The sequence below is a fragment of the Psychroserpens sp. BH13MA-6 genome (genome assembly GCF_052983595.1).
In genome coordinates this window covers 2,061-28,690 of record NZ_JBRJGE010000005.1, presented here as the reverse complement: position 1 = coordinate 28,690, position 26,630 = coordinate 2,061, and the positions used below count along the sequence as shown (strand labels likewise).

General features: G+C 36.7%; 34 protein-coding genes and 1 tRNA gene. 23 read left to right on the top strand and 12 right to left on the bottom strand.

Annotation, left to right across the window (positions count from 1 at the left end; translation table 11 throughout):
- On the bottom strand, positions 1-525 hold the full coding sequence (locus ACU8DI_RS11360) for a TlpA family protein disulfide reductase (protein ID WP_447112902.1): 525 nt from the start codon (positions 523-525) through the stop codon (positions 1-3).
- Between the two features lie 102 nt (positions 526-627).
- On the opposite strand from ACU8DI_RS11360, the gene ACU8DI_RS11355 reads away from it, so the two are divergent.
- The 14 genes from ACU8DI_RS11355 (at position 628) to ACU8DI_RS11290 (ending at position 10,770) form a co-directional block, all read left to right on the top strand.
- Complete coding sequence (locus ACU8DI_RS11355; RefSeq protein ID WP_447112901.1) at positions 628-1,083, top strand: MarR family winged helix-turn-helix transcriptional regulator; 456 nt, start codon at positions 628-630, stop codon at positions 1,081-1,083.
- Between the two features lie 56 nt (positions 1,084-1,139).
- Positions 1,140-1,772, top strand: a complete 633-nt coding sequence (locus tag ACU8DI_RS11350) for an NAD(P)H-dependent oxidoreductase (RefSeq protein ID WP_447112900.1) — start codon at positions 1,140-1,142, stop codon at positions 1,770-1,772.
- A 19-nt stretch (positions 1,773-1,791) separates the two neighbouring features.
- On the top strand, positions 1,792-2,364 hold the full coding sequence (locus ACU8DI_RS11345) for a YceI family protein (protein WP_447112899.1): 573 nt from the start codon (positions 1,792-1,794) through the stop codon (positions 2,362-2,364).
- 280 nt (positions 2,365-2,644) lie between these two features.
- The gene (locus ACU8DI_RS11340; protein WP_447112898.1) at positions 2,645-4,045 is read left to right on the top strand and encodes an anthranilate synthase component I family protein; all 1,401 of its coding nucleotides are present in this window, start codon (positions 2,645-2,647) and stop codon (positions 4,043-4,045) included.
- A complete protein-coding gene (locus tag ACU8DI_RS11335; protein ID WP_447112897.1) occupies positions 4,042-4,605 on the top strand; it encodes an anthranilate synthase component II in 564 nt (187 codons plus the stop codon). The genes ACU8DI_RS11340 and ACU8DI_RS11335 overlap by 4 nt, the downstream gene beginning before the upstream one ends.
- Before the next feature lies 1 nt (position 4,606).
- On the top strand, positions 4,607-5,599 hold the full coding sequence (trpD, locus tag ACU8DI_RS11330) for an anthranilate phosphoribosyltransferase (RefSeq protein ID WP_447112896.1): 993 nt from the start codon (positions 4,607-4,609) through the stop codon (positions 5,597-5,599).
- Positions 5,599-6,384, top strand: a complete 786-nt coding sequence (gene trpC, locus ACU8DI_RS11325; RefSeq protein WP_447112895.1) for an indole-3-glycerol phosphate synthase TrpC — start codon at positions 5,599-5,601, stop codon at positions 6,382-6,384. The genes trpD and trpC overlap by 1 nt, the downstream gene beginning before the upstream one ends.
- Positions 6,381-6,995: a phosphoribosylanthranilate isomerase gene (locus tag ACU8DI_RS11320; RefSeq protein ID WP_447112894.1), complete on the top strand. Its 615-nt coding sequence runs from the start codon at positions 6,381-6,383 to the stop codon at positions 6,993-6,995. The genes trpC and ACU8DI_RS11320 overlap by 4 nt, the downstream gene beginning before the upstream one ends.
- Positions 6,985-8,166 carry a tryptophan synthase subunit beta gene (trpB, locus tag ACU8DI_RS11315; RefSeq protein WP_447112893.1) on the top strand — a complete coding sequence of 394 codons (1,182 nt, stop codon included), beginning with the start codon at positions 6,985-6,987 and terminating at the stop codon, positions 8,164-8,166. The genes ACU8DI_RS11320 and trpB overlap by 11 nt, the downstream gene beginning before the upstream one ends.
- 98 nt (positions 8,167-8,264) lie before the next feature.
- Complete coding sequence (trpA, locus tag ACU8DI_RS11310; RefSeq protein ID WP_447112892.1) at positions 8,265-9,029, top strand: tryptophan synthase subunit alpha; 765 nt, start codon at positions 8,265-8,267, stop codon at positions 9,027-9,029.
- A 44-nt stretch (positions 9,030-9,073) separates the two neighbouring features.
- Positions 9,074-9,484, top strand: a complete 411-nt coding sequence (locus tag ACU8DI_RS11305; RefSeq protein WP_447112891.1) for a DUF805 domain-containing protein — start codon at positions 9,074-9,076, stop codon at positions 9,482-9,484.
- A gap of 100 nt (positions 9,485-9,584) precedes the next feature.
- Positions 9,585-9,728: a hypothetical protein gene (locus ACU8DI_RS11300; protein WP_447112890.1), complete on the top strand. Its 144-nt coding sequence runs from the start codon at positions 9,585-9,587 to the stop codon at positions 9,726-9,728.
- 78 nt (positions 9,729-9,806) lie between these two features.
- Complete coding sequence (locus ACU8DI_RS11295; RefSeq protein WP_447112889.1) at positions 9,807-10,313, top strand: hypothetical protein; 507 nt, start codon at positions 9,807-9,809, stop codon at positions 10,311-10,313.
- Between the two features lies 1 nt (position 10,314).
- Positions 10,315-10,770, top strand: a complete 456-nt coding sequence (locus tag ACU8DI_RS11290; RefSeq protein WP_447112888.1) for a tRNA (cytidine(34)-2'-O)-methyltransferase — start codon at positions 10,315-10,317, stop codon at positions 10,768-10,770.
- On the opposite strand, the gene ACU8DI_RS11285 is transcribed toward ACU8DI_RS11290, so the two are convergent.
- The 3 genes from ACU8DI_RS11285 to ACU8DI_RS11275 form a co-directional block, all read right to left on the bottom strand.
- Positions 10,767-10,991, bottom strand: a complete 225-nt coding sequence (locus ACU8DI_RS11285) for a VF530 family protein (protein ID WP_447112887.1) — start codon at positions 10,989-10,991, stop codon at positions 10,767-10,769. The two genes, ACU8DI_RS11290 and ACU8DI_RS11285, sit on opposite strands and share 4 nt — an antisense overlap.
- Positions 10,992-11,000: 9 nt before the next feature.
- The gene (locus tag ACU8DI_RS11280) at positions 11,001-12,287 is read right to left on the bottom strand and encodes a DEAD/DEAH box helicase (protein ID WP_447112886.1); all 1,287 of its coding nucleotides are present in this window, start codon (positions 12,285-12,287) and stop codon (positions 11,001-11,003) included.
- Positions 12,288-12,396: 109 nt separating this feature from the next.
- Positions 12,397-13,077 (bottom strand): M15 family metallopeptidase, encoded by a 681-nt coding sequence (locus ACU8DI_RS11275; RefSeq protein WP_447112885.1) that lies wholly within the window; start codon positions 13,075-13,077, stop codon positions 12,397-12,399.
- 30 nt (positions 13,078-13,107) lie between these two features.
- Between ACU8DI_RS11275 and ACU8DI_RS11270 the strand changes: the two genes are divergently transcribed.
- From ACU8DI_RS11270 to ACU8DI_RS11230, 9 genes are all read left to right on the top strand, one after another.
- A complete protein-coding gene (locus tag ACU8DI_RS11270; RefSeq protein WP_447112884.1) occupies positions 13,108-13,707 on the top strand; it encodes an alpha-ketoglutarate-dependent dioxygenase AlkB family protein in 600 nt (199 codons plus the stop codon).
- A gap of 377 nt (positions 13,708-14,084) precedes the next feature.
- Positions 14,085-15,011 (top strand): alpha/beta hydrolase, encoded by a 927-nt coding sequence (locus ACU8DI_RS11265; protein ID WP_447112883.1) that lies wholly within the window; start codon positions 14,085-14,087, stop codon positions 15,009-15,011.
- 254 nt (positions 15,012-15,265) lie between these two features.
- Positions 15,266-16,126 carry an SPFH domain-containing protein gene (locus ACU8DI_RS11260; protein WP_447112882.1) on the top strand — a complete coding sequence of 287 codons (861 nt, stop codon included), beginning with the start codon at positions 15,266-15,268 and terminating at the stop codon, positions 16,124-16,126.
- Between the two features lie 2 nt (positions 16,127-16,128).
- The gene (locus ACU8DI_RS11255) at positions 16,129-16,326 is read left to right on the top strand and encodes a hypothetical protein (protein ID WP_447112881.1); all 198 of its coding nucleotides are present in this window, start codon (positions 16,129-16,131) and stop codon (positions 16,324-16,326) included.
- Positions 16,323-16,481 (top strand): DUF4177 domain-containing protein, encoded by a 159-nt coding sequence (locus ACU8DI_RS11250; protein WP_447112880.1) that lies wholly within the window; start codon positions 16,323-16,325, stop codon positions 16,479-16,481. The genes ACU8DI_RS11255 and ACU8DI_RS11250 overlap by 4 nt, the downstream gene beginning before the upstream one ends.
- 2 nt (positions 16,482-16,483) lie before the next feature.
- Positions 16,484-16,993 carry a DUF1648 domain-containing protein gene (locus ACU8DI_RS11245; RefSeq protein WP_447112879.1) on the top strand — a complete coding sequence of 170 codons (510 nt, stop codon included), beginning with the start codon at positions 16,484-16,486 and terminating at the stop codon, positions 16,991-16,993.
- 66 nt (positions 16,994-17,059) lie between these two features.
- On the top strand, positions 17,060-17,239 hold the full coding sequence (locus ACU8DI_RS11240) for an Arc family DNA binding domain-containing protein (RefSeq protein WP_447112878.1): 180 nt from the start codon (positions 17,060-17,062) through the stop codon (positions 17,237-17,239).
- A 64-nt stretch (positions 17,240-17,303) separates the two neighbouring features.
- Positions 17,304-18,614: a DUF819 family protein gene (locus tag ACU8DI_RS11235; RefSeq protein WP_447112877.1), complete on the top strand. Its 1,311-nt coding sequence runs from the start codon at positions 17,304-17,306 to the stop codon at positions 18,612-18,614.
- 50 nt (positions 18,615-18,664) lie between these two features.
- Positions 18,665-19,360 (top strand): DUF4369 domain-containing protein, encoded by a 696-nt coding sequence (locus ACU8DI_RS11230; RefSeq protein WP_447112876.1) that lies wholly within the window; start codon positions 18,665-18,667, stop codon positions 19,358-19,360.
- Positions 19,361-19,412: 52 nt separating this feature from the next.
- On the opposite strand, the gene ACU8DI_RS11225 is transcribed toward ACU8DI_RS11230, so the two are convergent.
- The 8 genes from ACU8DI_RS11225 to ACU8DI_RS11190 all read right to left on the bottom strand — a co-directional run.
- Positions 19,413-19,486 (bottom strand) — tRNA-Thr (locus ACU8DI_RS11225).
- Positions 19,487-19,546: 60 nt separating this feature from the next.
- The gene (locus ACU8DI_RS11220; protein WP_447112875.1) at positions 19,547-19,816 is read right to left on the bottom strand and encodes a hypothetical protein; all 270 of its coding nucleotides are present in this window, start codon (positions 19,814-19,816) and stop codon (positions 19,547-19,549) included.
- 27 nt (positions 19,817-19,843) lie between these two features.
- Positions 19,844-20,815: a type I phosphomannose isomerase catalytic subunit gene (locus ACU8DI_RS11215; RefSeq protein ID WP_447112874.1), complete on the bottom strand. Its 972-nt coding sequence runs from the start codon at positions 20,813-20,815 to the stop codon at positions 19,844-19,846.
- A 42-nt stretch (positions 20,816-20,857) separates the two neighbouring features.
- Positions 20,858-21,268, bottom strand: coding sequence for a 6-pyruvoyl trahydropterin synthase family protein (locus ACU8DI_RS11210; RefSeq protein WP_447112873.1), 411 nt, complete (start codon positions 21,266-21,268; stop codon positions 20,858-20,860).
- Positions 21,259-21,792: an isopentenyl-diphosphate Delta-isomerase gene (idi, locus tag ACU8DI_RS11205; RefSeq protein ID WP_447112872.1), complete on the bottom strand. Its 534-nt coding sequence runs from the start codon at positions 21,790-21,792 to the stop codon at positions 21,259-21,261. The genes ACU8DI_RS11210 and idi overlap by 10 nt, the downstream gene beginning before the upstream one ends.
- A 107-nt stretch (positions 21,793-21,899) precedes the next feature.
- On the bottom strand, positions 21,900-23,873 hold the full coding sequence (locus tag ACU8DI_RS11200) for an OmpA family protein (RefSeq protein WP_447112871.1): 1,974 nt from the start codon (positions 23,871-23,873) through the stop codon (positions 21,900-21,902).
- Positions 23,874-23,883: 10 nt separating this feature from the next.
- Complete coding sequence (locus ACU8DI_RS11195; RefSeq protein ID WP_447112870.1) at positions 23,884-24,816, bottom strand: PorP/SprF family type IX secretion system membrane protein; 933 nt, start codon at positions 24,814-24,816, stop codon at positions 23,884-23,886.
- Between the two features lie 29 nt (positions 24,817-24,845).
- Positions 24,846-26,630: DUF7507 domain-containing protein (locus ACU8DI_RS11190; protein WP_447112869.1), on the bottom strand; the 1,785-nt coding region annotated here is incomplete at its 5' end.

Below are 26,630 nucleotides of genomic sequence, written 5' to 3'. Positions count from 1 at the left end.
TTATTTTAAAAATGGTTGTAGTTCTGTTTCTAATTCTTTATAGGTAAAAGACTGTTCAAAAAACAACCTCTTATGCTTATTATATATGATGGTGGCAGGAATCGCACCAGACCAATTTTCATCTACTTTAGGTATCCACGAATTTGAATCCACATCGTTCAACACAAGTACCTCACTTTCCAATTGATGCTTTTCTAAAAACGGTTTAAGCTTACTCTCAATTTGTCTGGGAAAATCCAAACTCACAAGAATGACCTCAACATCTGCCACGTTGTAGGTTGCTTGTAACTTTTCGAAATAGGGTAATTCCTTAACACATGGAGCGCACCATGTCGCCCAAAAGTTAATGACATAAGTTTTACTATCGTCTTTTGTAGCCAAGTAATTCTGAAGTTCCTCAAAATTCAGAACTTTTAAGTCATCCACTTTAGCTGGTACCTCAAAAGTATGAACATCCCTCGGAACATCACTCTTTGACCAAAGCATTGTCACGCACAATAAGCCTATGTAAATCAAATATTTCATAGGATAAAGTTATAAATGAAACCGACTGAATTTAAAACTTTAACAAAAAATTAATCTAATAATTCAAGAATCTGATTACATTTGTATATACAATAGTTGTATATGAAAGATATAACCGATATATTGAAAACAACAACCGAAATAGCTTTACCTAAAAAGACGGTATTGAATATATCCTATACGAGTATTTGCTTTAAAGATGGCATTATGTGCATCCTTAAACCTTATGACATTTCGATTGAACAATTTAATGTCCTGCGTATTTTACGTGGTAAAAAAGGGACGGCTGCAAATTTGAAAGATATTCAAGATCGTATGATTAGCAAAATGAGTAATACCACACGTTTGGTCGACAAACTCATATCAAAAGGTTATGTTGAAAGATTCATCTGTGAAAAAAACAGACGTAAAGTTGATATATTCATTACATCTGCTGGTTTGGAACTCTTAAAAGAACTAGACCCACTCATTGAAAACAAAGAACAAGAACTTACAAAAAACTTGAATGAGACAGAGCTAGAAACCTTGAACCTTCTACTCTCAAAACTCAGAGATTAATTTTTTACTAAACTATTGTATATACAAATATAGTAACCACAAGAAAACAAAAATTTATGAATACCGTAATTGAAAATCTAAATTGGCGCTATGCCACAAAAAAATTCGACAAAAGTAAAAAGATCAGTCCTGAGAATCTCGAGACTTTGAAAGAAGCTATGCAATTAACCGCATCTTCGTATGGACTCCAACCGTATGAGATTTTATTAATAGAAAATCCGGAGCTACGTACAAAATTAAAGGCAGCCTCTTGGGATCAGCCTCAAATTACGGATGCCTCTCACATGGTTGTACTAGCTAACAAAACAAATTTTGGAGAGGAGCTTGTTGACGATTACATCGATAATGTTGTGGAAACGAGAGACATGGATAAAGCCGATTTAAAAGATTATGCCGACATGATGAAATCCACCGTAGTCAGTTTAAGCCAAGAGCAAAAAGCACAATGGACTGCCAAGCAAGCATACATTGTTGTGGGTAATTTGCTCGCAGCTGCCGCAACCATGAAAATTGATGCTTGTCCGATGGAAGGCTTTAGCAATGAGGACTACAATGACATTCTAGAATTAAAGAACAAAAACTTGAATGCCGCTGTCGTGATCACTTTAGGTTATCGATCAGAAGACGATGAAACCCAGCATTACAAAAAAGTTAGAAAATCAAAATCAGAATTAATAACAACTATTTAAATTTAAACACATCAAAACCATGAAAACAAACACATTAAAAACAGCAGCAGCTATCGTACTAGCGCTATCTTTTGCCTCATTTACATCACTCATGAAAAAGGAAATTAAGGTAAAAGACTCTAAAGTCACTTGGAAAGGTCATAAGGTAACAGGCTCTCATGAAGGTACGATTAACTTGTCTGAAGGAACGCTCCTATTTGAAGACGATTATTTAGCAGGAGGTAGTTTTACCATAGATATGACTTCTATCAACGTAACCGATTTAGAAGCAGGTAGCGGTAAAGAAAAATTAGAAGGTCATTTAAAATCTGATGATTTTTTTGGAACAAGTAATCATCCTACTGCTACTTTAAACATTACAAATGTTGATGGCAAAGATGGCAATTACAAGGTAACTGGCGACTTAACTATTAAAGGCATCACACATCCAATCACTTTTGACATGATGGTTGAAGATGAAACTGCTATGGCTAATTTAAAGGTTGATAGAACAAAATATGATATCAAATATGGTTCTGCTAGTTTTTTCGACAATTTAAAGGATAAAGCGATTTATGATGAATTTGATTTGAACGTCACCCTACAATTTTAAGGTTCCCTAAAAGACCTGCAAAATTAGATTAATAGCAACATTAGTAGAAGAGATTCTTGTAGTTTTCAAGAATCTCTTTTTTTTTATCCCCTATAAATTTGAAATCTAGAATTTGATTTCTATATTTGAACTTTATAAATAACAATGAACACAATTTTAAATCATACTTGGTGGTGGGCAACTCGAAACTCAAAATTCGTGAGCTAATCCTATCGTATATTTAAATCTAAAATATTCAAAAGGCTTGTCATTCACGACAAGCCTTTTTTAATTGCAATAAATGAAAACATTCAGTTTATACACACACTACAAAAAAATCCTCGCAGACACCATTACACCTGTGAGCATTTATCTTAAAATAAGGGATAAATATCCCAACAGTATCTTATTAGAAAGTAGCGACTATCACGCCAACGATAATAGTTTCTCTTACATTTGCTTCAACCCTATCGCCTCTATTAAAGTTGAAAAAAACACGATAGAGCAACAATTCCCTGATGGAAGTACCAAGTCTAATAATGCACGTAATATTTCAGTAACGGAAGAAATCCACAAGTTTACCAAACGATTTAAAGTGAATTCTGAAGAAGAATTTAAATTTATAAATAATGGTATCTTCGGATATACGGCTTATGATGCTGTCACGTATTTTGAAGACGTTGAGATTTCTAAAAAGCCTGATTCTTTGGATATTCCCGATATCTTTTATGCGGTTTATCAAAACATCATAGCCATCAATCATTTTAAGAATGAAGCGTATATTTTTGCGCATTGCTTTGAAGCCGACAATAATATTGATGAAGTATTGCAACTGATCAATTCCAAAAATTTCGCCTCTTATAATTTTAAAACGAATTCTGAGATTACTTCAAACCTCAGCGATGATGCCTATAAAGAACATGTAGAATTAGCAAAAAAACACTGTGCTCGTGGTGATGTTTTCCAATTGGTCCTTTCCAAAAAATTTGCACAGGAATTTAAAGGTGACGAATTTAACGTGTATCGCGCTTTAAGAAGTATCAATCCGTCACCCTATCTTTTTTATTTTGACTACGGAAATTTTAAAATCTTTGGTAGCTCTCCAGAGGCACAATTAGTCATAAATAACGGTCAGGCAGAAATACATCCCATTGCAGGAACATTTAAAAGAACTGGTAATGATGAAGAGGATCAGAAACTTGCTAAAAGATTATCAGAAGATGAGAAGGAAAACGCAGAGCATGTCATGTTAGTCGATTTAGCTCGTAATGACCTTAGTCGCCATGGAAGTAATGTCACAGTAGATACCTACAGGGAGGCACAGTTTTTTTCACACGTGATTCACTTAGTGAGCAAAGTTTCAGGTAATGTTCACTGCAATACGCCAACAATGCAAGTGGTAGCCGATACATTTCCTGCTGGAACCTTAAGTGGTGCGCCAAAACATAAGGCCATGCAACTCATTGAAAAATACGAAAAAACGAACCGTGCTTTTTATGGTGGTGCCATAGGATTTATGGACTTTAATGGAAATTACAATCATGCCATCATGATTCGAACATTTGTGAGCAAGAACCACGAATTACATTGGCAAGCTGGTGCCGGAATTGTTTCTAAATCGCAACCAGAAAATGAATTACAAGAAGTATATAATAAACTTGGAGCTTTAACCAAAGCCATTGAATTAGCTGAAAAAATATGAAAGTATTAGTCATCGATAACTATGATAGTTTCACATACAATTTGGTCCATTATTTAGAAGACTTAAATTGTGAGGTCACTGTGAAACGGAATGACAAACTCCATCTTGAAGAGGTCCAAGAATTCCATAAAATTGTCCTCTCTCCTGGACCAGGCATACCTGAAGAAGCCGGCTTATTGAAAGCCATTATTGAGACCTATGCACCTACCAAAAGTATTTTTGGTGTTTGCTTAGGGCTTCAGGCTATTGGCGAAGTCTTTGGCGGATCACTCATTAATCTGGAAGATGTGTATCACGGAGTCGCGACCAAAGTACATATTACTGTAGATGATGAACCCCTATTTTCAGATATGGATAAAACTATTGAAGTAGGTCGCTACCATTCATGGGTGGTCGATTCAAATTTACCAGATGCCTTGGAAGCAACCTCCTTTGACGAAAACGGTCAAATTATGTCTTTAAGACATCGTGTTTACGATGTTAAAGCTGTACAATATCACCCAGAAAGCGTCCTAACGCCCAACGGAAAACAAATTTTAAAAAATTGGATCAATAGCTAATATGAAACAGATACTCAACCGACTGATCAATCACGAAAGCATCACTGCGGAAGAAGCGAAGCACGTATTAGTCAAAATTTCAGAAGGTCAATACAACCAAAGCCAAATAGCCTCCTTTCTCACCATTTACATGATGAGAAGTATTACCCTCGAAGAACTTCAAGGGTTTAGAGATGCACTTTTAGAGCTTTGCATACCTGTAGACTTATCTGACTTTAACACCATAGATCTTTGTGGTACAGGTGGTGACGGAAAGGATACTTTTAATATCTCTACCCTGTCTTCGTTTGTTACGGCAGGTGCTGGAGTGAAAGTAGCAAAACACGGTAATTATGGTGTGTCTTCGGCATCCGGATCCTCAAATGTCTTGGAAGCGCTTGGTGTGAAATTCACGAATAATACAGACTTGTTAAAAAAACAAATTGAGGGTGCTGGAATTTGTGTAATGCATGCACCACTGTTTCATCCAGCCATGAAAAAAGTAGCGCCTATCCGCCGTGGATTAGGTGTTAAAACTTTTTTCAACATGCTCGGACCAATGGTAAATCCGTCATTTCCAAAGAATCAAATGGTAGGCGTGTTTAACCTCGAACTACAACGAATTTACGGCTACCTTTATCAGCATACAGATAAGAATTACAGCATTATTCACGCTTTAGATGGTTACGATGAAATCGCTTTAACAGGTCCTACAAAAATTATTACAAATGCCTCCGAAAGGATTATGAAAGCTTCTGATTTGGGAATCAAACAAATAGAACCATCAGAAATTTTTGGTGGCAATACTATAAAAAAAGCTGCAAAGACATTCCAAAATATTATTAATGGGAAAGGCACTACAGCACAAAATAATGTGGTCTGTGCGAATGCAGGTTTAGCCATTGCCACCGTGAACCAAGTATCACATCAAGAAGGATTTGCTCTAGCTAAGGAAAGCTTAGAAAGCGGGAAAGCCAAAGCCAGTTTAGAACAACTCATAGCATTAAGCAAGTAATGGATATTTTAACTAAAATTGCCAACGACAAGCGTGTTGAAGTGAAGCTTCGGAAAATGCTTATACCAACATCTCAACTAGAGCGAATGGCCTTGTTTGAACGTAAGACTAGGTCTTTAGCTCAACCATTACAAAACAGCAAAACAGGAATTATCGCAGAACATAAACGCAGGTCGCCATCCAAAAAAGTGATCAATCAAAACCTCAATGTGTTTGACGTGGCAAAAGGTTACGAACTGGCAGGTGTTTGTGGCATGTCCGTTCTTACCGACGGGAAATACTTTGGAGGCAGTTTGGATGATTTAATATTGGCTAGAGCGAGCTGCCAGTTGCCCATACTTCGCAAAGAATTTATTATTGATGAATATCAAATACTAGAAGCTAAAGCCCATGGCGCCGACGTTATTTTACTCATCGCAGCACTACTAAGCAACGCTGAAATTAAACAGTTTTCAGAATTGGCACAAAGCTTAAACTTAGAGGTATTACTTGAAGTTCACAATGAAGAAGAACTGCAAAAATCGCTCATGCCGAGTTTGGATATGCTGGGTGTCAACAACAGAAACCTCAAAACATTTGAAGTCAATTTAGAGACCAGTAAACTTTTAAGTGCGTTAATTCCAAATGACTTTGTAAAAGTTTCAGAAAGCGGTATTAGTAGCATCGAAGCTATTACATCGTTACAACCCTATGGGTTTAAGGGTTATTTAATTGGAGAAAACTTTATGAAAACGGAAGATGCAGGTAAAAGTGCCGCAGAATTTATAAAAGGGTTGTCATCATGAAGCTAAAAGTCTGTGGCATGAAGTATCCGGATAACATGATGGATGTAGGAATGTTAAAACCTGATTACATGGGATTTATTTTCTATGAACAATCACATCGCTATTTTAATGGTGAAATTCCTGATCTCCCAAAACAAATTAAAAAAATAGGCGTATTTGTAGATGCTCCTTTTACTGATATCACAAAGACCATAGAAAAACACAGGTTACACGGTATTCAATTACACGGTCATGAATCACCAGCATTTTGCAAGGCTTTTTCTGAATTCAATGTACCTATTATTAAAGTCTTTAATGTGGATCGTGATTTCGATTTTTCTGTAATCAAAGCATACGAAGATGTTTGTGACTATTTTTTATTTGACACTAAAGGCAAACTGCCTGGAGGCAATGGCTATACATTCGATTGGCATATTCTAGAGACATATCCATCGAGCAAACCTTATTTTTTAAGTGGTGGTATCGGACTTAAAGACCTTGAGAAGCTTAAAGCATTTCTGGCTTCAAAAAGTGCCAAGTTTTGCCATGCTATTGATGTTAACAGTCAATTTGAAACAAAGCCAGGATTAAAGAATTTAACAGATTTAGAACAATTTATTCATGAGTTATAATATAGACAACAACGGTTATTACGGAGCATTTGGTGGTGCGTATATTCCAGAAATGCTCTATCCTAATGTCGAGGAACTGCGTCAAAACTACCTCAAAGTTATGGCAGAGCCTGCATTCAAAAAAGAATTTGACCAATTGCTTAAGGATTATGTTGGAAGGCCTTCGCCACTGTATTTCGCCAAACGATTAAGCGAAAAGTATCAGACTAAAATATACCTGAAACGCGAAGATCTAAATCATACAGGAGCTCATAAGGTGAATAATACCATAGGTCAAATATTGATGGCTCAGCGACTTGGAAAAAAACGTATCATCGCTGAAACAGGTGCCGGACAACACGGTGTTGCCACGGCTACGGTGTGTGCACTAATGGGCATGACATGTATTGTTTATATGGGAGCCATTGATATGGAACGGCAAGCACCCAATGTCGCGCGCATGAAAATGTTAGGTGCCGAAGTACGTCCAGCACTATCCGGTAGTCGCACATTAAAAGACGCTACTAATGAAGCTATTCGCGATTGGATCAACAATCCTGTCGACACCCATTACATTATTGGCAGTGTGGTCGGACCACATCCATATCCAGATATGGTGGCTCGTTTTCAAGCGGTAGTTTCAGAAGAAATACAATGGCAACTTCAAGAGAAAGAAGGGACAAGTAAACCAGATTATGTTTTAGCCTGTGTTGGAGGTGGCAGTAATGCCGCAGGTGCCTTTTACCATTACCTCAACGATACGGATGTGAATCTCATTGCTGTTGAGGCTGCAGGCAAAGGTGTTCATAGCGGTGAAAGTGCGGCCACATCGGCCTTAGGTCGGGAAGGAATTATTCATGGTAGCAAGACCCTACTCATGCAAACTGATGATGGTCAAATTACAGAGCCTTACTCGATTTCTGCAGGTCTCGATTATCCAGGAGTTGGACCCATGCATGCACATCTATACACCTCAAAACGTGCAGAATTTATCGCCATAACCGATGATGAAGCCATGGCAGCCGGATTAGAATTGAGTCAGTTAGAGGGTATTATTCCAGCGATTGAGAGCGCTCATGCATTTGCTGTTTTTAAGCGTAAAACATTCAAAACAGATGATCTTGTGGTGATTAATTTGTCTGGTCGTGGTGATAAGGATTTACAAAATTATATCGATTATTTTAACTATTAAACAATGGGGCGTTACCCAAGGGTCAGGCTTTCAAGGCTCGCTATCAGAGATGAGCTCATACAAACCTTTCAATCCTTAACGCAACCAAAAATTAAGATATGAACCGAATTAATGCAAAACTTCAGGAAGACAACAAACTGCTGTCTATTTATTTTTCCGCTGGCTATCCAAATTTAGAAGATACCGTACCCATCATTCAAAACTTGGAAAAAAGTGGTGTAGATATGATTGAGATTGGTTTGCCATTTAGCGACCCGTTGGCAGACGGACCAACCATTCAGGCAAGTTCAACACAGGCCTTAAAAAATGGTATGACCACCCAAGTGCTTTTTGACCAGCTAAAAACAATCCGTGAAACGGTGTCTATTCCACTTATTATTATGGGATATTTCAATCCCATATTACAATTTGGAGTAGACAATTTCTGTAAAAATTGTCAAGACATTGGAATCGATGGTTTAATCATTCCAGATTTACCCATCGATGTTTATGATCGCGAATACAAGCACCTATTTAACACCTACGGTCTTGTAAATATCTTCTTAATCACACCTCAGACTTCGGAAGATAGGATCACCTATATTGATGCTATTTCCAACGGATTTATTTACATGGTGAGTAGTGCGAGCATTACGGGTAGCCAATCCGGTTTTGGCGATGCACAAACTTCCTATTTCGATCGAATTGCTAAGATGCAGCTTAAAAACCCACAAATTGTTGGATTCGGTATTTCAAATCCTGAAACCTTTCAACAGGCCACAAAATTTGCAAAAGGCGCTATTATAGGTAGTGCGTTTATTAAGTTTTTAAGTGCCAATCCCGTAAGCCATATTGGTAAATTCATCGCTTCCATAAAACACTAAAAATTCTATATTTACGGTAGCATTAACCTTAACTAATCGACACTATGGAATGGTACTTTACCGTGATCAGAGATAACTATGCGAATTTTTCAGGAAGAGCCCGAAGAAAAGAATACTGGTTATTCGTATTAATACAAATAGGTATTTTTGTAGTCTTATTGACCATCAACTCTTTTTTGGATGAACTCATGGACATCCAATTAGGGAACATTATCTTTTTTATTTATATTCTCGGAACGCTAATACCATGGCTGGCACTCAATGTGCGAAGACTACATGATACTGGTAAAAGTGGTGCTTTTATCTTTATTAATTTAATCCCTCTTATTGGTAGGATTTGGTACATAGTCCTCATGGCAACCAATGGTGATCATGGTCATAATGACTATGGTGCCGATCCCAAAGGCGATCCTTTCGAAGAAATTGAAGAGATTGGAACTCATACAGCTCAGTAAGAGTCACCATTAACAAAATTCCAACATAATCTTAGCAAAGCTTTAATAGAGATTTCACCATGATTTTGCTATATTAAAATGAATCAAAAACGTAAGAATTATGGGAATTATAAAAGATAAAAGGAAATTCGAAAGAACTAAAGAACAAAAGAATCCAACAAATCCAACTGGTAATATCAACCAAAAGACCAACAAGTTTGATATTGATGAGGCCACCATTAAAAAACAACAAAACAAACAATAAAGAGTCACATAAATAATTTAAAAACCTATCTGTTTCAGATAGGTTTTATTAATTTTATGACAAGAAATAATTTTTCAAATGAAACACCTACGAACCTATGGTCTAGCGACACTCTTAGTTTTTAGCTTAAGTTGTAAGGAGCATAGTGAACCAAAAAATAAAACGCTTCACAAGGAAGTTAAAGAACAATCATCCAAAGTGTCTAACAGCGATTTAGCTTGTTATTTATTTACAAATTCCAACAACGACAGTATTCAATTGGTGGTTAAAAGAGGCATGTCTCAGGTTACTGGAAGGTTGATATATAATTTTTATGAGAAAGACGCTAATTTCGGAAGCATCAAAGGACAGTTTTATGGCGATACTCTGAAGGCTAATTATGTATTCCAAGCGGAAGGCACAACCTCTGAAAGAGAAGTCATGTTTCTTAAACAAGGAGACCGCTATATTCCGGGATATGGTGAACTCGTAACAAATGGTAATAAATCTGTTTTTAAAAAAGATGCCGTTATCAATTTTGACACAAACACCATGTTTGAAACTATCGATTGTAAAGTTTTGAGAAAGTCATCTGCTCAACGTTAATATGTGTTTAAATATCGTTTTAATCGAGCCTGAAATTCCAAATAATACTGGAAATATTGGTCGACTAGCATTAGCTTCTGGATCAAAATTACATTTAGTAAAACCATTTGGTTTTGAGCTTAGCGACCGCAGATTAAAACGTGCAGGACTGGATTATTGGCAACACTTAGACGTCACTATATATGAATCTAAGGAAGTCTTCTTTGAAAAACATCGTCATGCAAATTTTGCTTTTTTCTCTAGTCATGGAACCGAAGAACATTGGAATATTCCATTTGAAGAGCATCTGTTTTTAGTCTTTGGAAAAGAATCAGTGGGACTATCAGAAGCGATCATTAAAAGTCGCGCACAACCGTTGTATAAAATTCCGCTCTACAGCGAACATATCAGAAGTTTAAACTTAGCGAATGCCGTGGCTATTGTTGTCTACGAAGGTTTAAGACAGCTGAATAACTAGGAATTCTTTTTTAAATAGTTTAAATACATCTGCTCAACTTTCGCACGCGCCCAAGGCGTTCGCCTTAGAAATTTCAAACTAGACTTGACGGAAGGATTATCTGTAAAACACTTTATCTTTATTTGATAACCCATATATTCCCATCCATAGTGTGCCTGTAAATCAGTAACGATTTGTTCAAGTTTGATACCATGAAGTGGATTGTTTTTTTGGGTTTCCATGAGCTTTGATTAGCCTCGGTTATTGGAGTTTCTTTTAGATCTTTGTCTTGAAGAATTTCTTCTATTACTACGTTGACCTCCAGCTGATTTCTGATGAGAGTTCCGAGATCTCCCTCGTGGCTGACGGTTTTGACCAGGTTTTATAGGTTCTGTCGAAGCATTCGGATCGGGTTCAAAACCTTCAACAATTTCAACGTCGATGGCTTCTCCAATGAGTTTTTCAATGTCTTTTAAATAGGTGGTTTCATCGGCACTTACTAATGATAATGCTTGTCCGTCTGCACCTGCTCTACCAGTCCTACCAATACGATGCACATAATCTTCAGAAATATTCGGTAACTCAAAATTTACCACGTGTGGAAGCAATGGAATATCCAAACCACGAGCCGCAATATCTGTTGCTACCATGACTCTTACACTGCCATTTTTAAAACCCGCTAAAGCTTTAGTTCGTGCTCCTTGACTTTTATTCCCATGTATAGCAGCGGCACTGATACCTGCTGAAACCATCTTTTTTGTAAGTCGGTTAGCACCATGCTTTGTTCTTGTAAACACCAACACTTGTTTCCAATTTCCATCAGAAATCAATTTGATGATCAAATCGGTTTTTTTGGTTTTAGCAACACGATAGACCTTTTGGGAAATTGCGTCAACTGTTGAGTTTTCAGGTGTTGCTTCTACTTGCACTGGATTATTCAGAATCGAATTGGCGAGTTTTCGGATATCCTTAGAAAACGTTGCTGAAAACATTAAATTTTGACGTTTCTCTGGCATCAACTTCATGACGCGTTCAATGTCACGTAAAAATCCCATGTCCAGCATACGATCGGCTTCATCTAGCACAAAAACCTCAACCCGCTTAATAGACAACAAATTTTGATTTTGTAAATCTAATAATCTCCCTGGAGTCGCTACAAGCACATCAATGCCCTGTCGCAATTTTGCCACTTGCGGCTTTTGATTAACACCTCCAAAAATAACAGCACTTTTTATATTTAGAAATTCGCTATATTCCTTCACACTCTCATACACTTGTGCTGCAAGTTCGCGCGTTGGCGTTAAAATTAAGGCTCTAATCGGACGAAATTTTTCCTTTGGATTTTCCGATAAATAGTGTAATAATGGTAAGGTAAAGCCAGCTGTTTTTCCGGTTCCAGTTTGTGCTGAAGCTAAGACATCCCTTCCGTTTAAAACTGGAGGAATGGCTTTTTCTTGAATTGGACTTGGTTGGGTATACCCTTTTTTGCTGACAGCTTTAAGTAAGGCTTCAGATAAGCCTAAGGATTGAAATGACATAAAAATTATTTGGTAAATGACCTTCTAATTTTTTAGCGTCATTCATGAATTAGCGCCAAAGGTACAGCTAATTTATTTGGTAAGTTCATTTTAATTTTAATCATTCGTGTTATTCCACTTCAAAATCAAAATAAGTTTTAGGAAAAGGTTCCCGTCGCAAGGTAAAGTGCCACCATTCTTTTGGGTAGTTTCTAAATTGATGTTTTAACATGACTTTCTGAAGTAATGCTCTGTTGAACTTCTGAGTTTCTGTAAGATTCGGATGATCAACCCAAGATGATTTTCCAAAGAAATCATAAGGACTTCCCATATCTAAAGGAACATTGGTATTGCCATCTATAATGGTAAGGTCAACCGTACTTCCTCTACTATGACCAGAACGTGTAGCGATATACTCTTCTCTGAATAAATGTCGCTTTTCAACATCGGGATAAAACTCTTGCTTATTAATCGTATCATTAAGGTTCTTTGCCCAACTCATAAAATGATTTACAGCCCGTTGTGGACGGTAACCATCATAAACCAATAAACACAAATTTTGCTGTTGTAATTCGTCTTGCACCTTTTTTAAAGCTTCAGCAGCCTGATGTGTCAATATTAAGGTATTGGCTTTGTAACCGGTAATGGTATCGCCTACAAAATTATGATCGGAAAAATACCGAAGCTCCACTTGAATGTCTGGTATAATGTCTCTTACATAGACAAATCCTTCAGGTAGTTCATCTGTACCTTGTAATGGCAACAAACAAACCAGAACATAAACTGATAAAACGATTTTGAGAATCTTCATGATATAGCTAATTTAGATAAAATTTAAGTGATGGACTTATTTTCAAGCGAAAAAACGGTTTTAAAATTACCAAATGCGGAGTTAGTTTATATCGATCAATTCTATGATTCTGAAGTTGCCAACACTTACTTTAAAGTCTTAAAAGAGACTATCAAATGGCAGCAAGATACCATTACAGTATTCGGAAAAACCTACGAGCAGCCGCGATTAACAGCATTGTATGCGAATAACAATAAGCCTTATGCGTATTCTAATATTCAGTTAAAGCCTCATGATTTTACAGCTGAATTAAGACAGATTAAAAAAAATGTAGAAGATGAAAGCCAACATAGCTTTACAAGTGTCTTACTGAATTTATATCGCCATGGCAATGATAGTAATGGCTGGCATGCCGATAATGAAAAAGAACTTGGTGAAAATCCTATGATTGCGTCTGTTAGTTTTGGTGCCACTAGAAGATTTCATTTCAAACATCGGCATCTAAAAAACGAAAGGTATAAAATGGATTTACAACACGGAAGTTTGCTCATTATGAAAGGGGAAATGCAACATTACTGGTTACATCAAATTTCTAAAACTCAAAAGGACATTGGCGAACGCATCAATCTTACTTTTAGAACCATACGATAACCAAGGGTATCAAAAGAAAAAACCAAGGTCCCTCAACCTTGGTTTTCCTAATTTGCTTTTTATATATGTGGTAGATTTAGGGTCTCTAATTCTGCACATATGCAAATATTAATTAATTAATCCATTGAACTAAAAACTAAATTTTAGTACACTTCAAATATAGAACTCTATTTTAATTTACAAGTTTAAATACCTAATTAATCGATGAAATACATTTAATTTTAACATTTTAAGATGAAATATTGCATTTCATCGATGAAATGCAATATGTGATTTTACGCACTTTATGATATTAATGCTTGCTATTGGCTTAAATTTTCAATTATAATTTTGTGTAACTTTGGTATGGTCGTTGCAACTTCAATTTAAAAACAGTTATGAAATATATTATTCCTTTATTCTTAGTTTTATTGGGCACTCAGATAAATGCGCAAGAACGCCACTTTGAATCGCAAGATTTAAGTATTAATGAACACATTGATGGTACTTTATTGATTCCAAAAGGCGTTGAACAACCTAAGCTAGCAATCATTATTGCTGGTTCAGGCCCCACAGATAGAAACGGTAATCAAAACTTTCTAAAAAATAACTCCTTAAAAAAATTAGCAGAATCACTGTCTAATCAAGGTATTGCTACTTTCAGATATGACAAACGCATCGTAAAACAAATTCGTGAGCACAAAGTAGATCCCAATATCACCTTTGATGATTTTGTAACAGATGCCATTTCGGTAGTGACTCATTTTAAAGAAGAGTCGCAATTTGGCGACCTCATAGTTATAGGGCATAGTCAAGGAAGTTTAATTGGAATGTTGGCTGCCAAAGACAGAGCAGATGGTTTTATTTCCTTGGCAGGTGCTGGACAACCCATTGACGAAGTCATCACAGAACAAATCACAGCCATGGATCCTTCATTGGAAGCAGGTACTAAAAAGGCCTTTGCACAATTAAAAAAGGGCGAACTTGTTACTGATTATCCACCAGCTTTAGCTTCAGTTTTTAGCGCAGACGTGCAGCCGTTTATAATGAATTGGATGCAATACCAACCTCAAGAAGTACTAGCTTCATTAGATATGCCTACTTTAATTGTTAATGGTACTAAAGATTTACAAGTTTCAGTAGATGAAGCCAAACTATTGAAAGCAGCAGCACCAAACTCTGAACTAGAAATTATTACTAATATGAATCATGTATTGTTTATAATTGAAGGCGATCAACTAGAAAATTCAAAATCTTATAATGAGTCTTCTCGGAAAATTTCAGAAGCGCTTATTTCGGCCATAGTACAATTTATGAAGTCTTAAGTTTAGAAATAACATATACTTTAAATTAAAAACGCATCTCAAAAAAGAGATGCGTTTTTACTAACTAACCAACCAAATCATAAATGTTACTCCGTTATACGAGGTAATCACTCCTCTACTAACATCTTTATAAGCATTTACATTATATAATAAGCAAATGGCGTGCCAAACTCGATTTGGACTATAAAATTATTTGATGTATATTTGATATCAAAATAATATCATATTGAATTATTTAACTTAAACCTAATCAAATGAAAGAAGAGAAAATTATAGTGCCCGCCAATGGCTACTTTATGCTGTTAGTTTTTATTGTATTGTTCTTTGGAAGCATCGCCGCTATGATTGTTCTAAAGAACCCGATTTTCATCATATCCATAATATTGGCCATATTAACAGCGCCCGGTTTTATTATGGTACAACCCAATGGATCTCGTGTCTTGTTGCTCTTTGGAAAATATATTGGCACAGTAAAGCGAAATGGTTTCTATTGGGTCAATCCGTTTTACACCAAGAAGAAAATTTCTTTGCGTGCTAGAAACTTTGATAGTGAGCGTCTCAAAGTAAATGATAAACTTGGTAACCCAGTCATGATTAGTACCATTTTGGTTTGGCGTGTTCAAAACACCTACAAAGCAGCTTTTGACGTGGACATCTATGAAAATTTCGTTCGTGTTCAAACAGATGCAGCGGTCCGAAAACTTGCCAGCATGTATCCTTATGATAATTTCGCTGATGAAGGTCATGACGAAGACATTACCTTGCGTTCTAGTGTCAATGAGGTGAGTAATGCCTTGGAAAAAGAAATTGACGAACGTTTATCTATTGCAGGTATTGAAGTTTTGGAAGCACGCATCGGTTATCTAGCTTATGCACAGGAGATAGCCAATGCCATGCTTAAGAGGCAACAAGCTACAGCTATTGTTGCTGCCAGACACAAAATTGTGGAAGGCGCTGTGAGCATGGTAGAAATGGCATTGGAAGAACTTGGTAAAAAGCAAATTGTGGATTTGGACGAAGAACGAAAAGCAGCGATGGTCAGCAATCTTATGGTCATTCTTTGTGGTGACAAGGATGCGTCTCCTGTACTAAACACAGGCACCTTAAATCATTAATTATGACAAAACATAAAGTAATGAGTATTGCTTTGGGAAGTGCCTTCGGTACAAGTTTCGGTACTGTGATCGGTGCCGTTACAGATAATATCCCTATGAGTATCGTGTATGGCACCTCCATCGGAACAGTGATTGGAACCGTCTTAGCACTCACTATTTTCAATACTAAAAATGATAATTCTGATAATACTAAATTATGAAAGAATATAAAGTAATCAATTGGAAAATGGGCCTTGCCAATAACAACCAAAAATTAGAAACTACGCTTAACACCCATGCTTCAACCGGCTGGAGAGTTATCCACGTAGCGGAGCATTCCGCAAGAATTCTTTTTGAGCGCGATAAAAATCGGTAACTATGAAAACCAATAGACCCAAAATAGCCGTACCAAAAACACCTTTGGATATCGTCATCGATCTTATAACAGCGACCATCATTTTGCTAATGTTCGTGTACACGGCTATCAACTATTCTGAATTACCAGAAATTGTACCTTCCCATTTCAATGGAAAAGGGGAAGTTGACGGACGTAGTGACAAGTATATTTTGTGGTTACTACCATGTATCGGATTGGTAACATTTGTAGGATTATATATATTGAATAAATATCCTCACATGCACAATTATATGGTCAATATTACCGAAGACAATGCCTTGAAAAATTATAGGCTAAGTACGAGAATTGTAAGATTTACAAATCTTTTTGTGGCTGTCGTGTTTTCAGTGGTGTTATTTACAATCATTCAAACAGCTCAAGGTCATACATTAAGATTAGGTTCATGGTTTATACCCGTTATTATAGGACTGAGTATACTACTGCCAATCATTATTTTAATTTATAATCAAAAAATCAATAAATCGGAATGATACAGTTAGCCTACATCGTTTTAATTTTTATATTACGAATCATACTATTTGTTATAGCACATTAATATGTCGAAGAAAAAAGCATTTGCATTACGAATCAACGAAGATATGCTCAAAGCCATTGAGAAATGGGCTTCTGATGAATTCAGGAGTACCAATGGCCAGATTGAGTGGATGCTGATGCAATACTTAAAAGAAAAAGACAGACAGCCTAAAGTGAAAAAATCTAAAGACAGCGACTCCTAAAAAAAGTCGCTTTTTTTATGCGCTTTAATTTTGGTATTTTGCAGCTTATTAAGCTCAACTTACTATGGACAATACACCTCTATTTACAAACGACACCATTGTGTTTGGAATCCTGATGCTCAGCTTAGGATTTGTGTTTTTAACAGAATCTCTTAAAACAGGATTTTGGTCAAAATTTTATAAAATTGTTCCAGGTTTGTTCATGGCCTATATGATTCCTGCCATTTTAACCACTGCAGGTCTTATTTCACCTGAATGGAAGACTGTTTCTGAATCGGGCGACGTTACTGAACACAGCTCTAATTTATACTATGTTGCCAGTCGTTATTTATTACCTGCTGCCTTGGTATTAATGACCTTGAGCATCGACTTAAAAGCCGTATTTAATTTAGGATGGAAAGCCTTGGTAATGTTTTTTACCGGAACTTTAGGCATTGTTATTGGTGGCCCAATAGCGATATTATTGATTGCAACGTTCTCACCTGACACCGTTGGTGGTGTTGGTCCAGATGCTGTATGGCGCGGTTTATCTACTTTGGCAGGAAGCTGGATTGGTGGTGGTGCCAATCAAACGGCCATGTTGGAAATTTACGGCTATAATCAAGCAAAATATGGTGGTATGGTATTCGTGGATATCGTGGTTGCCAATATATGGATGGCCATTATTTTAATAGGTATTGGAAAGCGAAACCGCATCAACAAATGGTTAAAAGCAGATACATCGTCTATTGAAGAACTCAAGGAAAAAGTTTCTTCTTTCTCTGAAAAGGTAAAACGGAATCCGTCGCTCACGGATATCATGATTATTGGTGCCATAGCCTTCGGAACAGTGAGTATGGCGCATTTAGGTGCTGGTTTCTTAGCGCCTTATTTTGAGGAATTGGTGGCTGGGATTGCTTCACCTACCACGAGAAACATCTTTACGTTTCTAGGATCACAATTCTTTTGGATGATTAGTATCGCTACACTTATTGCTATTTTATTATCATTTACAAAAGCTAAAAACTATGAAGGTGCTGGCGCTAGTAAATTTGGAAGTGTCTTTATCTACATCCTAGTAGCCACTATTGGAATGAAAATGGACTTAGCGCTTATTTTTGACAACTTAGGCTTGATTGTTATTGGCGTCGTTTGGATGTCCATTCATGCCCTTCTATTAATCGGTATGGCCAAATTGATAAAAGCACCGTATTTCTTCTTGGCAGTAGGTAGTCAGGCTAATGTTGGTGGTGCAGCCTCTGCGCCTATCGTTGCCTCTGCTTTTCATCCGTCTTTAGCAACAGTTGGCGTATTATTGGCTGTATTTGGATATGCCATTGGTACCATCGCAGCAATTGGTTGTACTATTTTAATGGAATTAGCTGCCGTGAGTTAGTATTTCAGCATTTTTTATAAGATATTTGCCTCCATAAAAATTAAAACTAAATGAAGTATTGTATTGCACTGGTTTTAGGACTAATGCTCATATCCTGCGGTAAAGAGGAACAGCACGATTTTACACTCAAAGGTCATGTGAAAGGCTTAAAAAAAGGAACGGTCTATCTGCAGAAACAGCAAGACAGTTTAATGATTACCTTAGATTCTTTAGCAATTAATGGTACTCCCGATTTTGAACTGCATGCTCCCTTGGAAGAACCAGAGATTTTGTTTTTAAAACTCCATAAAAACGACAATCAAGATGGTACTATCGTATTTTTTGCTGATAAAGGTATCACAACCATTCAGTCGACATTAAAGAATTTCAATTACGACGCTAAAATCCAAGGTTCGGAACAGCAAGCCACACTAGACGAATATCTTGTTATGATGTCTAAGTTTAATGATAAGAACTTAGATATGATTAAGGAAAGTTTGGAGTCACAAAAAGAAAATGACACGGCTCGAACAGCTACCTTAGAAAAGGACTTCGATAATCTGATTAAACGAAAGTACTTATATACTATCAATTTTGCTGTCAATCATCCAGATAGCGAGGTATCTCCTTATTTAGCGATTAGTGAGGTTGCCAATACCAGTCTAAAATTTTTAGAGGAAATTTATAATGCACTCGATGAAGATATCCAAGTGTCAAAATATGGTGTACAGTTAAAGGAACTTATTGAGAAGCGAAAACTCAACTGATAACTTCAGTCAAATAAAAAATCCCAAACAATGAAGTTTGGGATTTTTTTTGAGCCGATGGAGGGACTCGAACCCACGACCTGCTGATTACAAATCAGCTGCTCTAGCCAGCTGAGCTACATCGGCTTTTAAAAGAGCTGCAAATATAATATTGAAATCCATATTTGCAAATACTCCTTCATCTTTTTAACCTAATTTATTCAATTTTTCGATTAAGGTACGCCCTCTTTCTTCTAGTTCTTGATTAATTTTCTTAAAGTGCGCTTTTTTATTTTCAACACTTCTATCATTTACTTTTGCAATTAACTCATCAAAAGTATCGATAGCCTCATCGATAATTGCTTCACTTTTCTTGGTGTCTTCGTCTGGATGATCATTCTGCCATGCATCTACCACTTCTATAATGTCACCTAAAACAAAATTGATATCTTTTTTTAAGTCTCTAACATTTGCCATAATTATAATTATTTAGTTGCTACAAAATTACACATAAACTTCTAATAGTTTTGCGTTCGTAGCACTTATTTTAAACGCCTGTAAATCTGCAGGGATTAAGATTGTATCACCTAATTTCAATTGCTCAGAACCAGCATCAGTAGCAATGGTTGCTTCGCCTTCAACACAGATATAAATTATAAAAGAGTCCTTCATATTTACTTTTTCCAGTGTACTAGAAACATGCACATAATTTGTAGTAAAATAAGGGCATGACACCATAGGATTCGCTTGATTCTTAATACTCGCATAAGACACTCTAAAATCATCTTTCATATTAAAATCAAAAGCATCGATAGCTAAATCATTATGGAGTTCACGTTCATTACCATGATCATCTACACGATCCCAATCATAAACACGATAGGTAATATCACTGGTTTGTTGGATTTCAGCAAGCATCACGCCTGCACCAATAGCATGCACACGTCCAACCTCAATAAAGTACGTATCTCCTGCTTTCACCGTATCGAAATTCAGAATATCAGTGAGCGTCTTATCATGCAAATGCTTTAAATAAGTCTCTGGATTCATTTTTTGATTAAAACCAACAATGAGTTTGGCGTCTTCATCGGCTTGCATCACGTACCACATTTCAGTTTTACCGAATGAATTATGTCTTTTCGCCGCTAATTCGTCATTAGGATGTAATTGAATGGATAAGTCTTGCTTGGCATCGATAAACTTGATAAGTAGCGGGAATTTATTTCCAAATGTTGCGTAATTCTTTTTTCCAACGAGTCGCTCCTTAAAAGTATTCAAAAGCGTTTTCAAAGATTTACCTTTATGAATGCCATTTTTAACAACCGATGTATCACCTTCAACATCACTAATTTCCCAGCTTTCTCCAGTAGTATCAGAAACGGTATCTTTCTGAAGAATGGCTTGCAATTTTTGTCCACCCCAGATTTTGTCTTTTAGGATGGGATGAAATTTTAAGGGATATAGTTCGCTTTTCATTTAATTAAAGGAATCAACTTCAGTATTTTAAAAGGAAAGGTGTTATGTTCCAGAATACGTCACAAAATTACGAGGTGTCTCATAGAGTGTAATTTCAAGATCAAAACTCGATTTTAATTTCGGTTTGATCTTTTGATAAATAACAACAACAATATTTTCTGCTGTTGGATTGAGATCCTTGAACTCTGGGACTTCCACATTCAAGTTTTTATGGTCGAATGCATCTTCCACTTCTAACTTAATGATCTCTTTGAGTTCTTTCATATCAATAACATAGCCAGTGTCTTTATCAATCTCTCCTGTAACACTTACAATAAGCTCATAATTGTGTCCATGAAAATTCGGATTATTACACTTTCCAAAGACAGCATCATTCTTCTCAAAACTCCAGTCTTTGCGATACAAACGATGTGCTGCATTAAAATGTGCTCTTCTACTAACCGTTACTCGCATGACTTAGAGATATTTATATGTTCATAAAATTTATCAAAAATAATTTTAAACCAGGCTGTATAAATTTCCGGGTGTTGCTCCATGTCAGATTTTACCGCTTCGAGTGACATCCATTTCCAGGCTTCTACTTCATTAGGATTGATATGAGGAGCCTCATTGAATTGTCCTACCATAATGTGATCGAACTCATGCTCTGTCAAACCATTATCGAAAGGCGCTTTATAAATAAAAGACGTCGTTTCTTTTAGTTCGGTGACAAAGCCCATCTCCTCCATCAATCGTCGTTTACCTGCCTCAATATTGGATTCACCAACTCTTTGGTGACTACAGCAGGTATTCGTCCATAGCAAAGGTGAATGGTATTTATGCTTCGCTCGTTGCTGAAGCATCAATTCATTTTTATTATTGAAAACAAACACTGAAAACGCACGATGCAACAATGCCTTCTCATGAGCTTCCATCTTTGGCATTGTACCAATGGGCTCATCGTGTTCATTTACTAGAATTACGCGTTCTTCTGTCATAGCCAACAAAAATAACAACTAAATTTCAGAAATGCGACAGAAATAGAAAAGCTGCCTTAAAAAAGACAGCTTTTAACTATAATTTAATACTTAATTCGCTGTATAACCTAGTTCTGTTCATCACATTTCTTACCATTGATGCTCGTCACAATAAATTCACTACGACGGTTCAATTGGTGTTCAGCTTCAGAACATGAGGACTCATTTGAAGGTTCACAACCACAGTCATTTACCAATCGTGATTCGCCATAACCTTTAGCTGTGAGACGTTCAGCTTCAACACCTTTATTGATTAAATACTGTCGCGTTGATTGCGCTCTTCTATCAGACAGTTTTTCATTATAAGCTGCTGTCCCTCTACAATCCGTATGACTTCTAACGTCAATGGTTATAGTTGGGTACTTATTCATCACTGCGAGTACTTTCTGCAATTCTACTTCGGCATCACTTCTAATATTAGACTTATCGAAGTCAAAATAGATGATTGGAATATCCAGTATTTTAGCTAAATCTGCGCAAGGCTCTAACTCCACTTCATCACGCTCCATCTCTAATTCTATCATTAATTCTTGCTTCTTTTTAGGTGTTGTAAAGCGTTCTTCCACGGTAGCAAATTGGTCCATTTCTACACGAATCAGATATTCCTTTTCACATTCTAAATTTTCAAATTTATAAGTGGCATCCGCACCAACTGTTTGCTGATCTAAAGGTCGTCCTTCAGCATCTAGCAAAGTCACCTTTGCTCCTACCAATAATTCTTGAGTTTCTTTGTCTTTAACAGTTCCTTCAAGTACTTGAGTACATTCAGGGATGATAAAACTATAAATATCATCGTCTCCTTTTCCACCATCTCTATTTGACGTAAAAAATCCCTCTTTGGTCCCTAAATTTTCATAATAGGCAAAATCATCCATCGGACTATTAATAGGTCGTCCAACATTTTCAAGAGCCATAGGTTGATTGAGTTCGCGTTTATTCTCAAAATCACGAATAACAAAAACATCTAAACCTCCCAATCCATTGAAACCATTAGAAGAGAAGTAAAGATCACCATCAGAATTTACAAAAGGAAAGGATTCATGACCTTCCGTATTGACTGAAGGACCAAGATTGATTGGCTCACCTAAGGTGCCATCAGCATTGATATCTACCTCAAAAATATCCGACTTTCCCAATGTCCCATTCATATCTGAAGCAAAATACATTTTCGTACCTTTCACATTAATGGCAGGATGCGCCACACTGTAGGCATCATTATTGAAATGAACTGGCTCAATATCATCCCATTCATCATCGTCGTTTAATGTGGCTTTAAAAATTTTTAATCGATTGGTGCCATCTTCATCATTCCCATATTTCTTTTTGTAATAATTATTTCTTGTGAAATACATCACTTGATCATCTGGCGTAAATGCCACAGTTGATTCGTGATATTGCGTGTTGATGTCACTATCCAATTGCTCTACATTTGTGTAAGATCCATCGTCTTGCTTTTCCGCTGAAAAGAGATCCAAGAAAGGTTGTTCGTTCCATTTATATTTTTTGCCGCCACCTCTGGTAGATGCAAATATGAGTTGATTCTTATATTGCGTGGATCCAAAATCTGAAACCTCCGTATTAATTGCCATATTATTGACTTCGAAATCACGACTCGCTTCATCAATCATTGCTAAATAGTCAACAGTAGATGAGAACGCACGACCTCTTAAATCACTTCGATCGGCCTGAGCAAATTTTTTCATCCAGATATCAGATTCTGAATAGTTCTCGATGGACTTCAATGATTGGGCATATCTAAAATAATATTCAGGATCCAAATCATCTGTCATAGTCATTAATTCCCCATACCATTTTGCAGCCTCTTCCATTTGATTATTGAAATAAAATGAATTGGCAAGTTTCTGTAGCAAATCAACCGACTTATAGCCATTATTAGCTACTTCTAAAAGAATCTCACTAGTTTTTAAGTACGCTAAATTATCATACTCTTTATTCGCTTGTCTGATCTTTCCTTTTTGCGCGTTTCCTATTGAAAAAACAAGACTAAAAGCCAGAATGCATATAATTTTATGTGTTTTCATAATCATTTGTTTAGAAGAATCTTGGTGATAATATTCTACCTACTTTTTGTAATTCGAATCGTAACATGATTTCATGTGAACCACTGTTATAATTATTTAAATTGGTGGTTGTGGCATCATACGCATAACCAATGTATAAACCATCAGTCACTTGAAAACCAGCTAATCCACTTATAGAATCGTCCCATCTATACGATGCACCAAGTGTAAATTTATCATTAAATAGAAAATTCGCGGAAACATCAGCTATGATAGGTGCTCCAGAAATAGCCTTAACTAAAGCCGCAGGTTTTAGCTTGATATTATCATTTAAATTAAAAACATAACCCGCTATCAAATAATAACTCATACGTTCTTTTGCCACAGAAACTTGACTGTCGTCAAAATGTTCGGTTTGCAAAAAGTTTGGTACCGATAAGCCCACATACCATTTTCTGTTATGTAAGTATAAACCTGCACCAATGGTTGGTGAGAACACACTGAGATTATCGGCAAATGTCGGATCACCAATTTGCTGGATGACACCTTCACTCCAATCGGAAGTTAATCCATGAATTCCAGCTTTGGCACCAAAAGACAATTTAGTATTATTATCATCTACCTGAATCGTGTATGAAAAATTGGCATCGATATAATACTCGTTCACAGGTCCTAAAGCATCATTGACAATAGACAAACCTAATCCGATTTTATTATTTCTCAATGGTGCATGTATACCGAGCGTTTGTGTTTGAGGAGCGCCATCGATACCGACCCACTGGGTGCGATGTAAGCCTGTGACACTTAAAACCTCTCTTTGACCCGCATAAGCTGGGTTCACACTCATTGTATTATACATGTATTGTGTGTATTGAGGATCTTGCTGTGCAAAACTGATATTTGAAGTCAGTATGCAAAAAACAAAGAGTACCAATCCTTTTAATAATGATGATTTTTGTATCATTTTAATATTGTTTTTAATCTTGCTTTTATTTATCTATTTAGGTATAACCATCCAACTCTAGGTTCAGAACCGTCACCTAAATCTATCACGTAATAATATGTTCCCACTGGTAGCTGATCACCTTCACTTAAAACTGCTCTACCATTAGAAGTCCCTTCCCAATCGTTTCTATATCCTCGAGCTTCGAACACGATATTACCCCATCTATTATAAACTTCTAGTTTATTATTAGGGAATGTTTCAATACAATCTATATTGAAGAAATCATTAATTCCGTCGCCATTTGGAGAGAATTCGTTGTAGATGGTTAAACAGATTGGATCCACACCAATCGAATCAGAATTATTATTTTCATTCTGATCATCACCTCCTGCATATTGATCGACACTAGCAGTATTGAGATAGTCTCCAAAACCTAAAACTTCTACGACTATTTCAAGAACTTCCACCTGTCCAGGGTTTAATTGACCAACGGTCCATTCACCATCGGCTTCAGAGTATACTCCCGCTGTAGAAATAGCTGAAACAAACACATAACCACTTGGAATAACTTCAGTCACCACAACACCTGTAGCAGTTACAAAACCTTCATTAGATAAGGTAATTGTAAAGGTTACTTCATCACCAATCACTGGTTCTAAAATATCTAATTCCTTAGTTATCGCTAGATCAAAATCTGAATCCGTGAGTGTCTCCGTTGGATCATCTTCAACGTTGCCATCAGAATCATCACCATCGTCACTGGTATCGTTAACAACATTACCTCCTGGGTCATTTCCTGTTCCAAGTACACTATTTATAACACCTCCAGCATCTACATCATCCTGTGTAATGGTGTAGGTTGCAGAGTATGTTGCCGTTTCTCCGACTAATAAATCACCTTCTACACTACCCAAATCAGAACTCACATAGTCTGGTCCAGAATCAAGTGTAAGAGGAATACCATTGACATCCGTAAAAGTATCAGTTATTGCAATACTGTTTAAAGTGACATTACCACTGTTCGTTACTGTTATGGTGTAAGTAATGATATCATCAACGCCTATGACGCCATCACCATTATCTAAAATAGCTGCTACTTTAACTATATCTAATCCAGGTTCTTGAAGTAATGTTGTAATCGTTGTGTCATCTGGTTCACCATCTCCGTTATTATCATTATCTGTTGGATCACTTGGATCATCACTATCATCTGTGATACTATTGCCCGCTGGATCATTACCACTAGCAGTCGCTTGGTTGGTAACCACACCTGCATCAATATCAGCCTGTGTAATAGCATAGGTAGCTGTGTAAACAATCGTACCTGCACCTACAGCTAAGTCCTCAAGATCTCCATCTCCATCTAAGTCTGCTCCACCACTAACATACACTGGTGTTGGTAAGGTTCCTGTTCCGGTAAAATCTGCTGCGTCTTCAGTGACACTTAGGTCAAATAAGGTCACATCGCCTGTATTACTAATCGTATAAGTATAAGTAATGATATCACCAACACTTACCACACCATCAGCTCCTAAGTCTAGATTGCTTGTCTTGGTAAGCGACATTGATGGGTTTTGTGGAATAACCGTATCTGTTGGATCATCATCACTGGTTGGATCACTTGGATCATCACTATCATCTGTGATACTGTTACCCGCTGGATCATTACCATTAGCAGTCGCTTGGTTGGTAACCACACCTGCATCAATATCAGCTTGTGTAATAGCATAGGTAGCTGTGTAAACAATCGTACCTGCACCTACAGCTAAGTCCTCAAGATCAGCATCACCATCTAGGTCTGCTCCACCACTTACATACACTGGTGTTGGTAA

Coding starts and splice junctions, on each gene's coding strand:
- ACU8DI_RS11265 (WP_447112883.1), top strand. CDS start 14,085: ATGAAATATATTATTCCTTTATTCTTAGTTTTATTGGGCACTCAGATA.
- ACU8DI_RS11280 (WP_447112886.1), bottom strand. CDS start 12,287: ATGTCATTTCAATCCTTAGGCTTATCTGAAGCCTTACTTAAAGCTGTC.
- ACU8DI_RS11235 (WP_447112877.1), top strand. CDS start 17,304: ATGGACAATACACCTCTATTTACAAACGACACCATTGTGTTTGGAATC.
- ACU8DI_RS11220 (WP_447112875.1), bottom strand. CDS start 19,816: ATGGCAAATGTTAGAGACTTAAAAAAAGATATCAATTTTGTTTTAGGT.
- ACU8DI_RS11200 (WP_447112871.1), bottom strand. CDS start 23,873: ATGAAAACACATAAAATTATATGCATTCTGGCTTTTAGTCTTGTTTTT.
- ACU8DI_RS11340 (WP_447112898.1), top strand. CDS start 2,645: ATGAAAACATTCAGTTTATACACACACTACAAAAAAATCCTCGCAGAC.
- ACU8DI_RS11195 (WP_447112870.1), bottom strand. CDS start 24,816: ATGATACAAAAATCATCATTATTAAAAGGATTGGTACTCTTTGTTTTT.
- ACU8DI_RS11245 (WP_447112879.1), top strand. CDS start 16,484: ATGAAAACCAATAGACCCAAAATAGCCGTACCAAAAACACCTTTGGAT.
- trpA (WP_447112892.1), top strand. CDS start 8,265: ATGAACCGAATTAATGCAAAACTTCAGGAAGACAACAAACTGCTGTCT.
- ACU8DI_RS11335 (WP_447112897.1), top strand. CDS start 4,042: ATGAAAGTATTAGTCATCGATAACTATGATAGTTTCACATACAATTTG.
- ACU8DI_RS11345 (WP_447112899.1), top strand. CDS start 1,792: ATGAAAACAAACACATTAAAAACAGCAGCAGCTATCGTACTAGCGCTA.
- ACU8DI_RS11230 (WP_447112876.1), top strand. CDS start 18,665: ATGAAGTATTGTATTGCACTGGTTTTAGGACTAATGCTCATATCCTGC.
- ACU8DI_RS11240 (WP_447112878.1), top strand. CDS start 17,060: ATGTCGAAGAAAAAAGCATTTGCATTACGAATCAACGAAGATATGCTC.
- idi (WP_447112872.1), bottom strand. CDS start 21,792: ATGACAGAAGAACGCGTAATTCTAGTAAATGAACACGATGAGCCCATT.
- ACU8DI_RS11360 (WP_447112902.1), bottom strand. CDS start 525: ATGAAATATTTGATTTACATAGGCTTATTGTGCGTGACAATGCTTTGG.
- trpB (WP_447112893.1), top strand. CDS start 6,985: ATGAGTTATAATATAGACAACAACGGTTATTACGGAGCATTTGGTGGT.
- ACU8DI_RS11300 (WP_447112890.1), top strand. CDS start 9,585: ATGGGAATTATAAAAGATAAAAGGAAATTCGAAAGAACTAAAGAACAA.
- ACU8DI_RS11350 (WP_447112900.1), top strand. CDS start 1,140: ATGAATACCGTAATTGAAAATCTAAATTGGCGCTATGCCACAAAAAAA.
- ACU8DI_RS11290 (WP_447112888.1), top strand. CDS start 10,315: ATGTGTTTAAATATCGTTTTAATCGAGCCTGAAATTCCAAATAATACT.
- ACU8DI_RS11215 (WP_447112874.1), bottom strand. CDS start 20,815: ATGAAAAGCGAACTATATCCCTTAAAATTTCATCCCATCCTAAAAGAC.
- ACU8DI_RS11355 (WP_447112901.1), top strand. CDS start 628: ATGAAAGATATAACCGATATATTGAAAACAACAACCGAAATAGCTTTA.
- ACU8DI_RS11260 (WP_447112882.1), top strand. CDS start 15,266: ATGAAAGAAGAGAAAATTATAGTGCCCGCCAATGGCTACTTTATGCTG.
- ACU8DI_RS11285 (WP_447112887.1), bottom strand. CDS start 10,991: ATGGAAACCCAAAAAAACAATCCACTTCATGGTATCAAACTTGAACAA.
- ACU8DI_RS11295 (WP_447112889.1), top strand. CDS start 9,807: ATGAAACACCTACGAACCTATGGTCTAGCGACACTCTTAGTTTTTAGC.
- ACU8DI_RS11270 (WP_447112884.1), top strand. CDS start 13,108: ATGGACTTATTTTCAAGCGAAAAAACGGTTTTAAAATTACCAAATGCG.
- ACU8DI_RS11250 (WP_447112880.1), top strand. CDS start 16,323: ATGAAAGAATATAAAGTAATCAATTGGAAAATGGGCCTTGCCAATAAC.
- ACU8DI_RS11305 (WP_447112891.1), top strand. CDS start 9,074: ATGGAATGGTACTTTACCGTGATCAGAGATAACTATGCGAATTTTTCA.
- trpD (WP_447112896.1), top strand. CDS start 4,607: ATGAAACAGATACTCAACCGACTGATCAATCACGAAAGCATCACTGCG.
- trpC (WP_447112895.1), top strand. CDS start 5,599: ATGGATATTTTAACTAAAATTGCCAACGACAAGCGTGTTGAAGTGAAG.
- ACU8DI_RS11320 (WP_447112894.1), top strand. CDS start 6,381: ATGAAGCTAAAAGTCTGTGGCATGAAGTATCCGGATAACATGATGGAT.
- ACU8DI_RS11255 (WP_447112881.1), top strand. CDS start 16,129: ATGACAAAACATAAAGTAATGAGTATTGCTTTGGGAAGTGCCTTCGGT.
- ACU8DI_RS11210 (WP_447112873.1), bottom strand. CDS start 21,268: ATGCGAGTAACGGTTAGTAGAAGAGCACATTTTAATGCAGCACATCGT.
- ACU8DI_RS11275 (WP_447112885.1), bottom strand. CDS start 13,077: ATGAAGATTCTCAAAATCGTTTTATCAGTTTATGTTCTGGTTTGTTTG.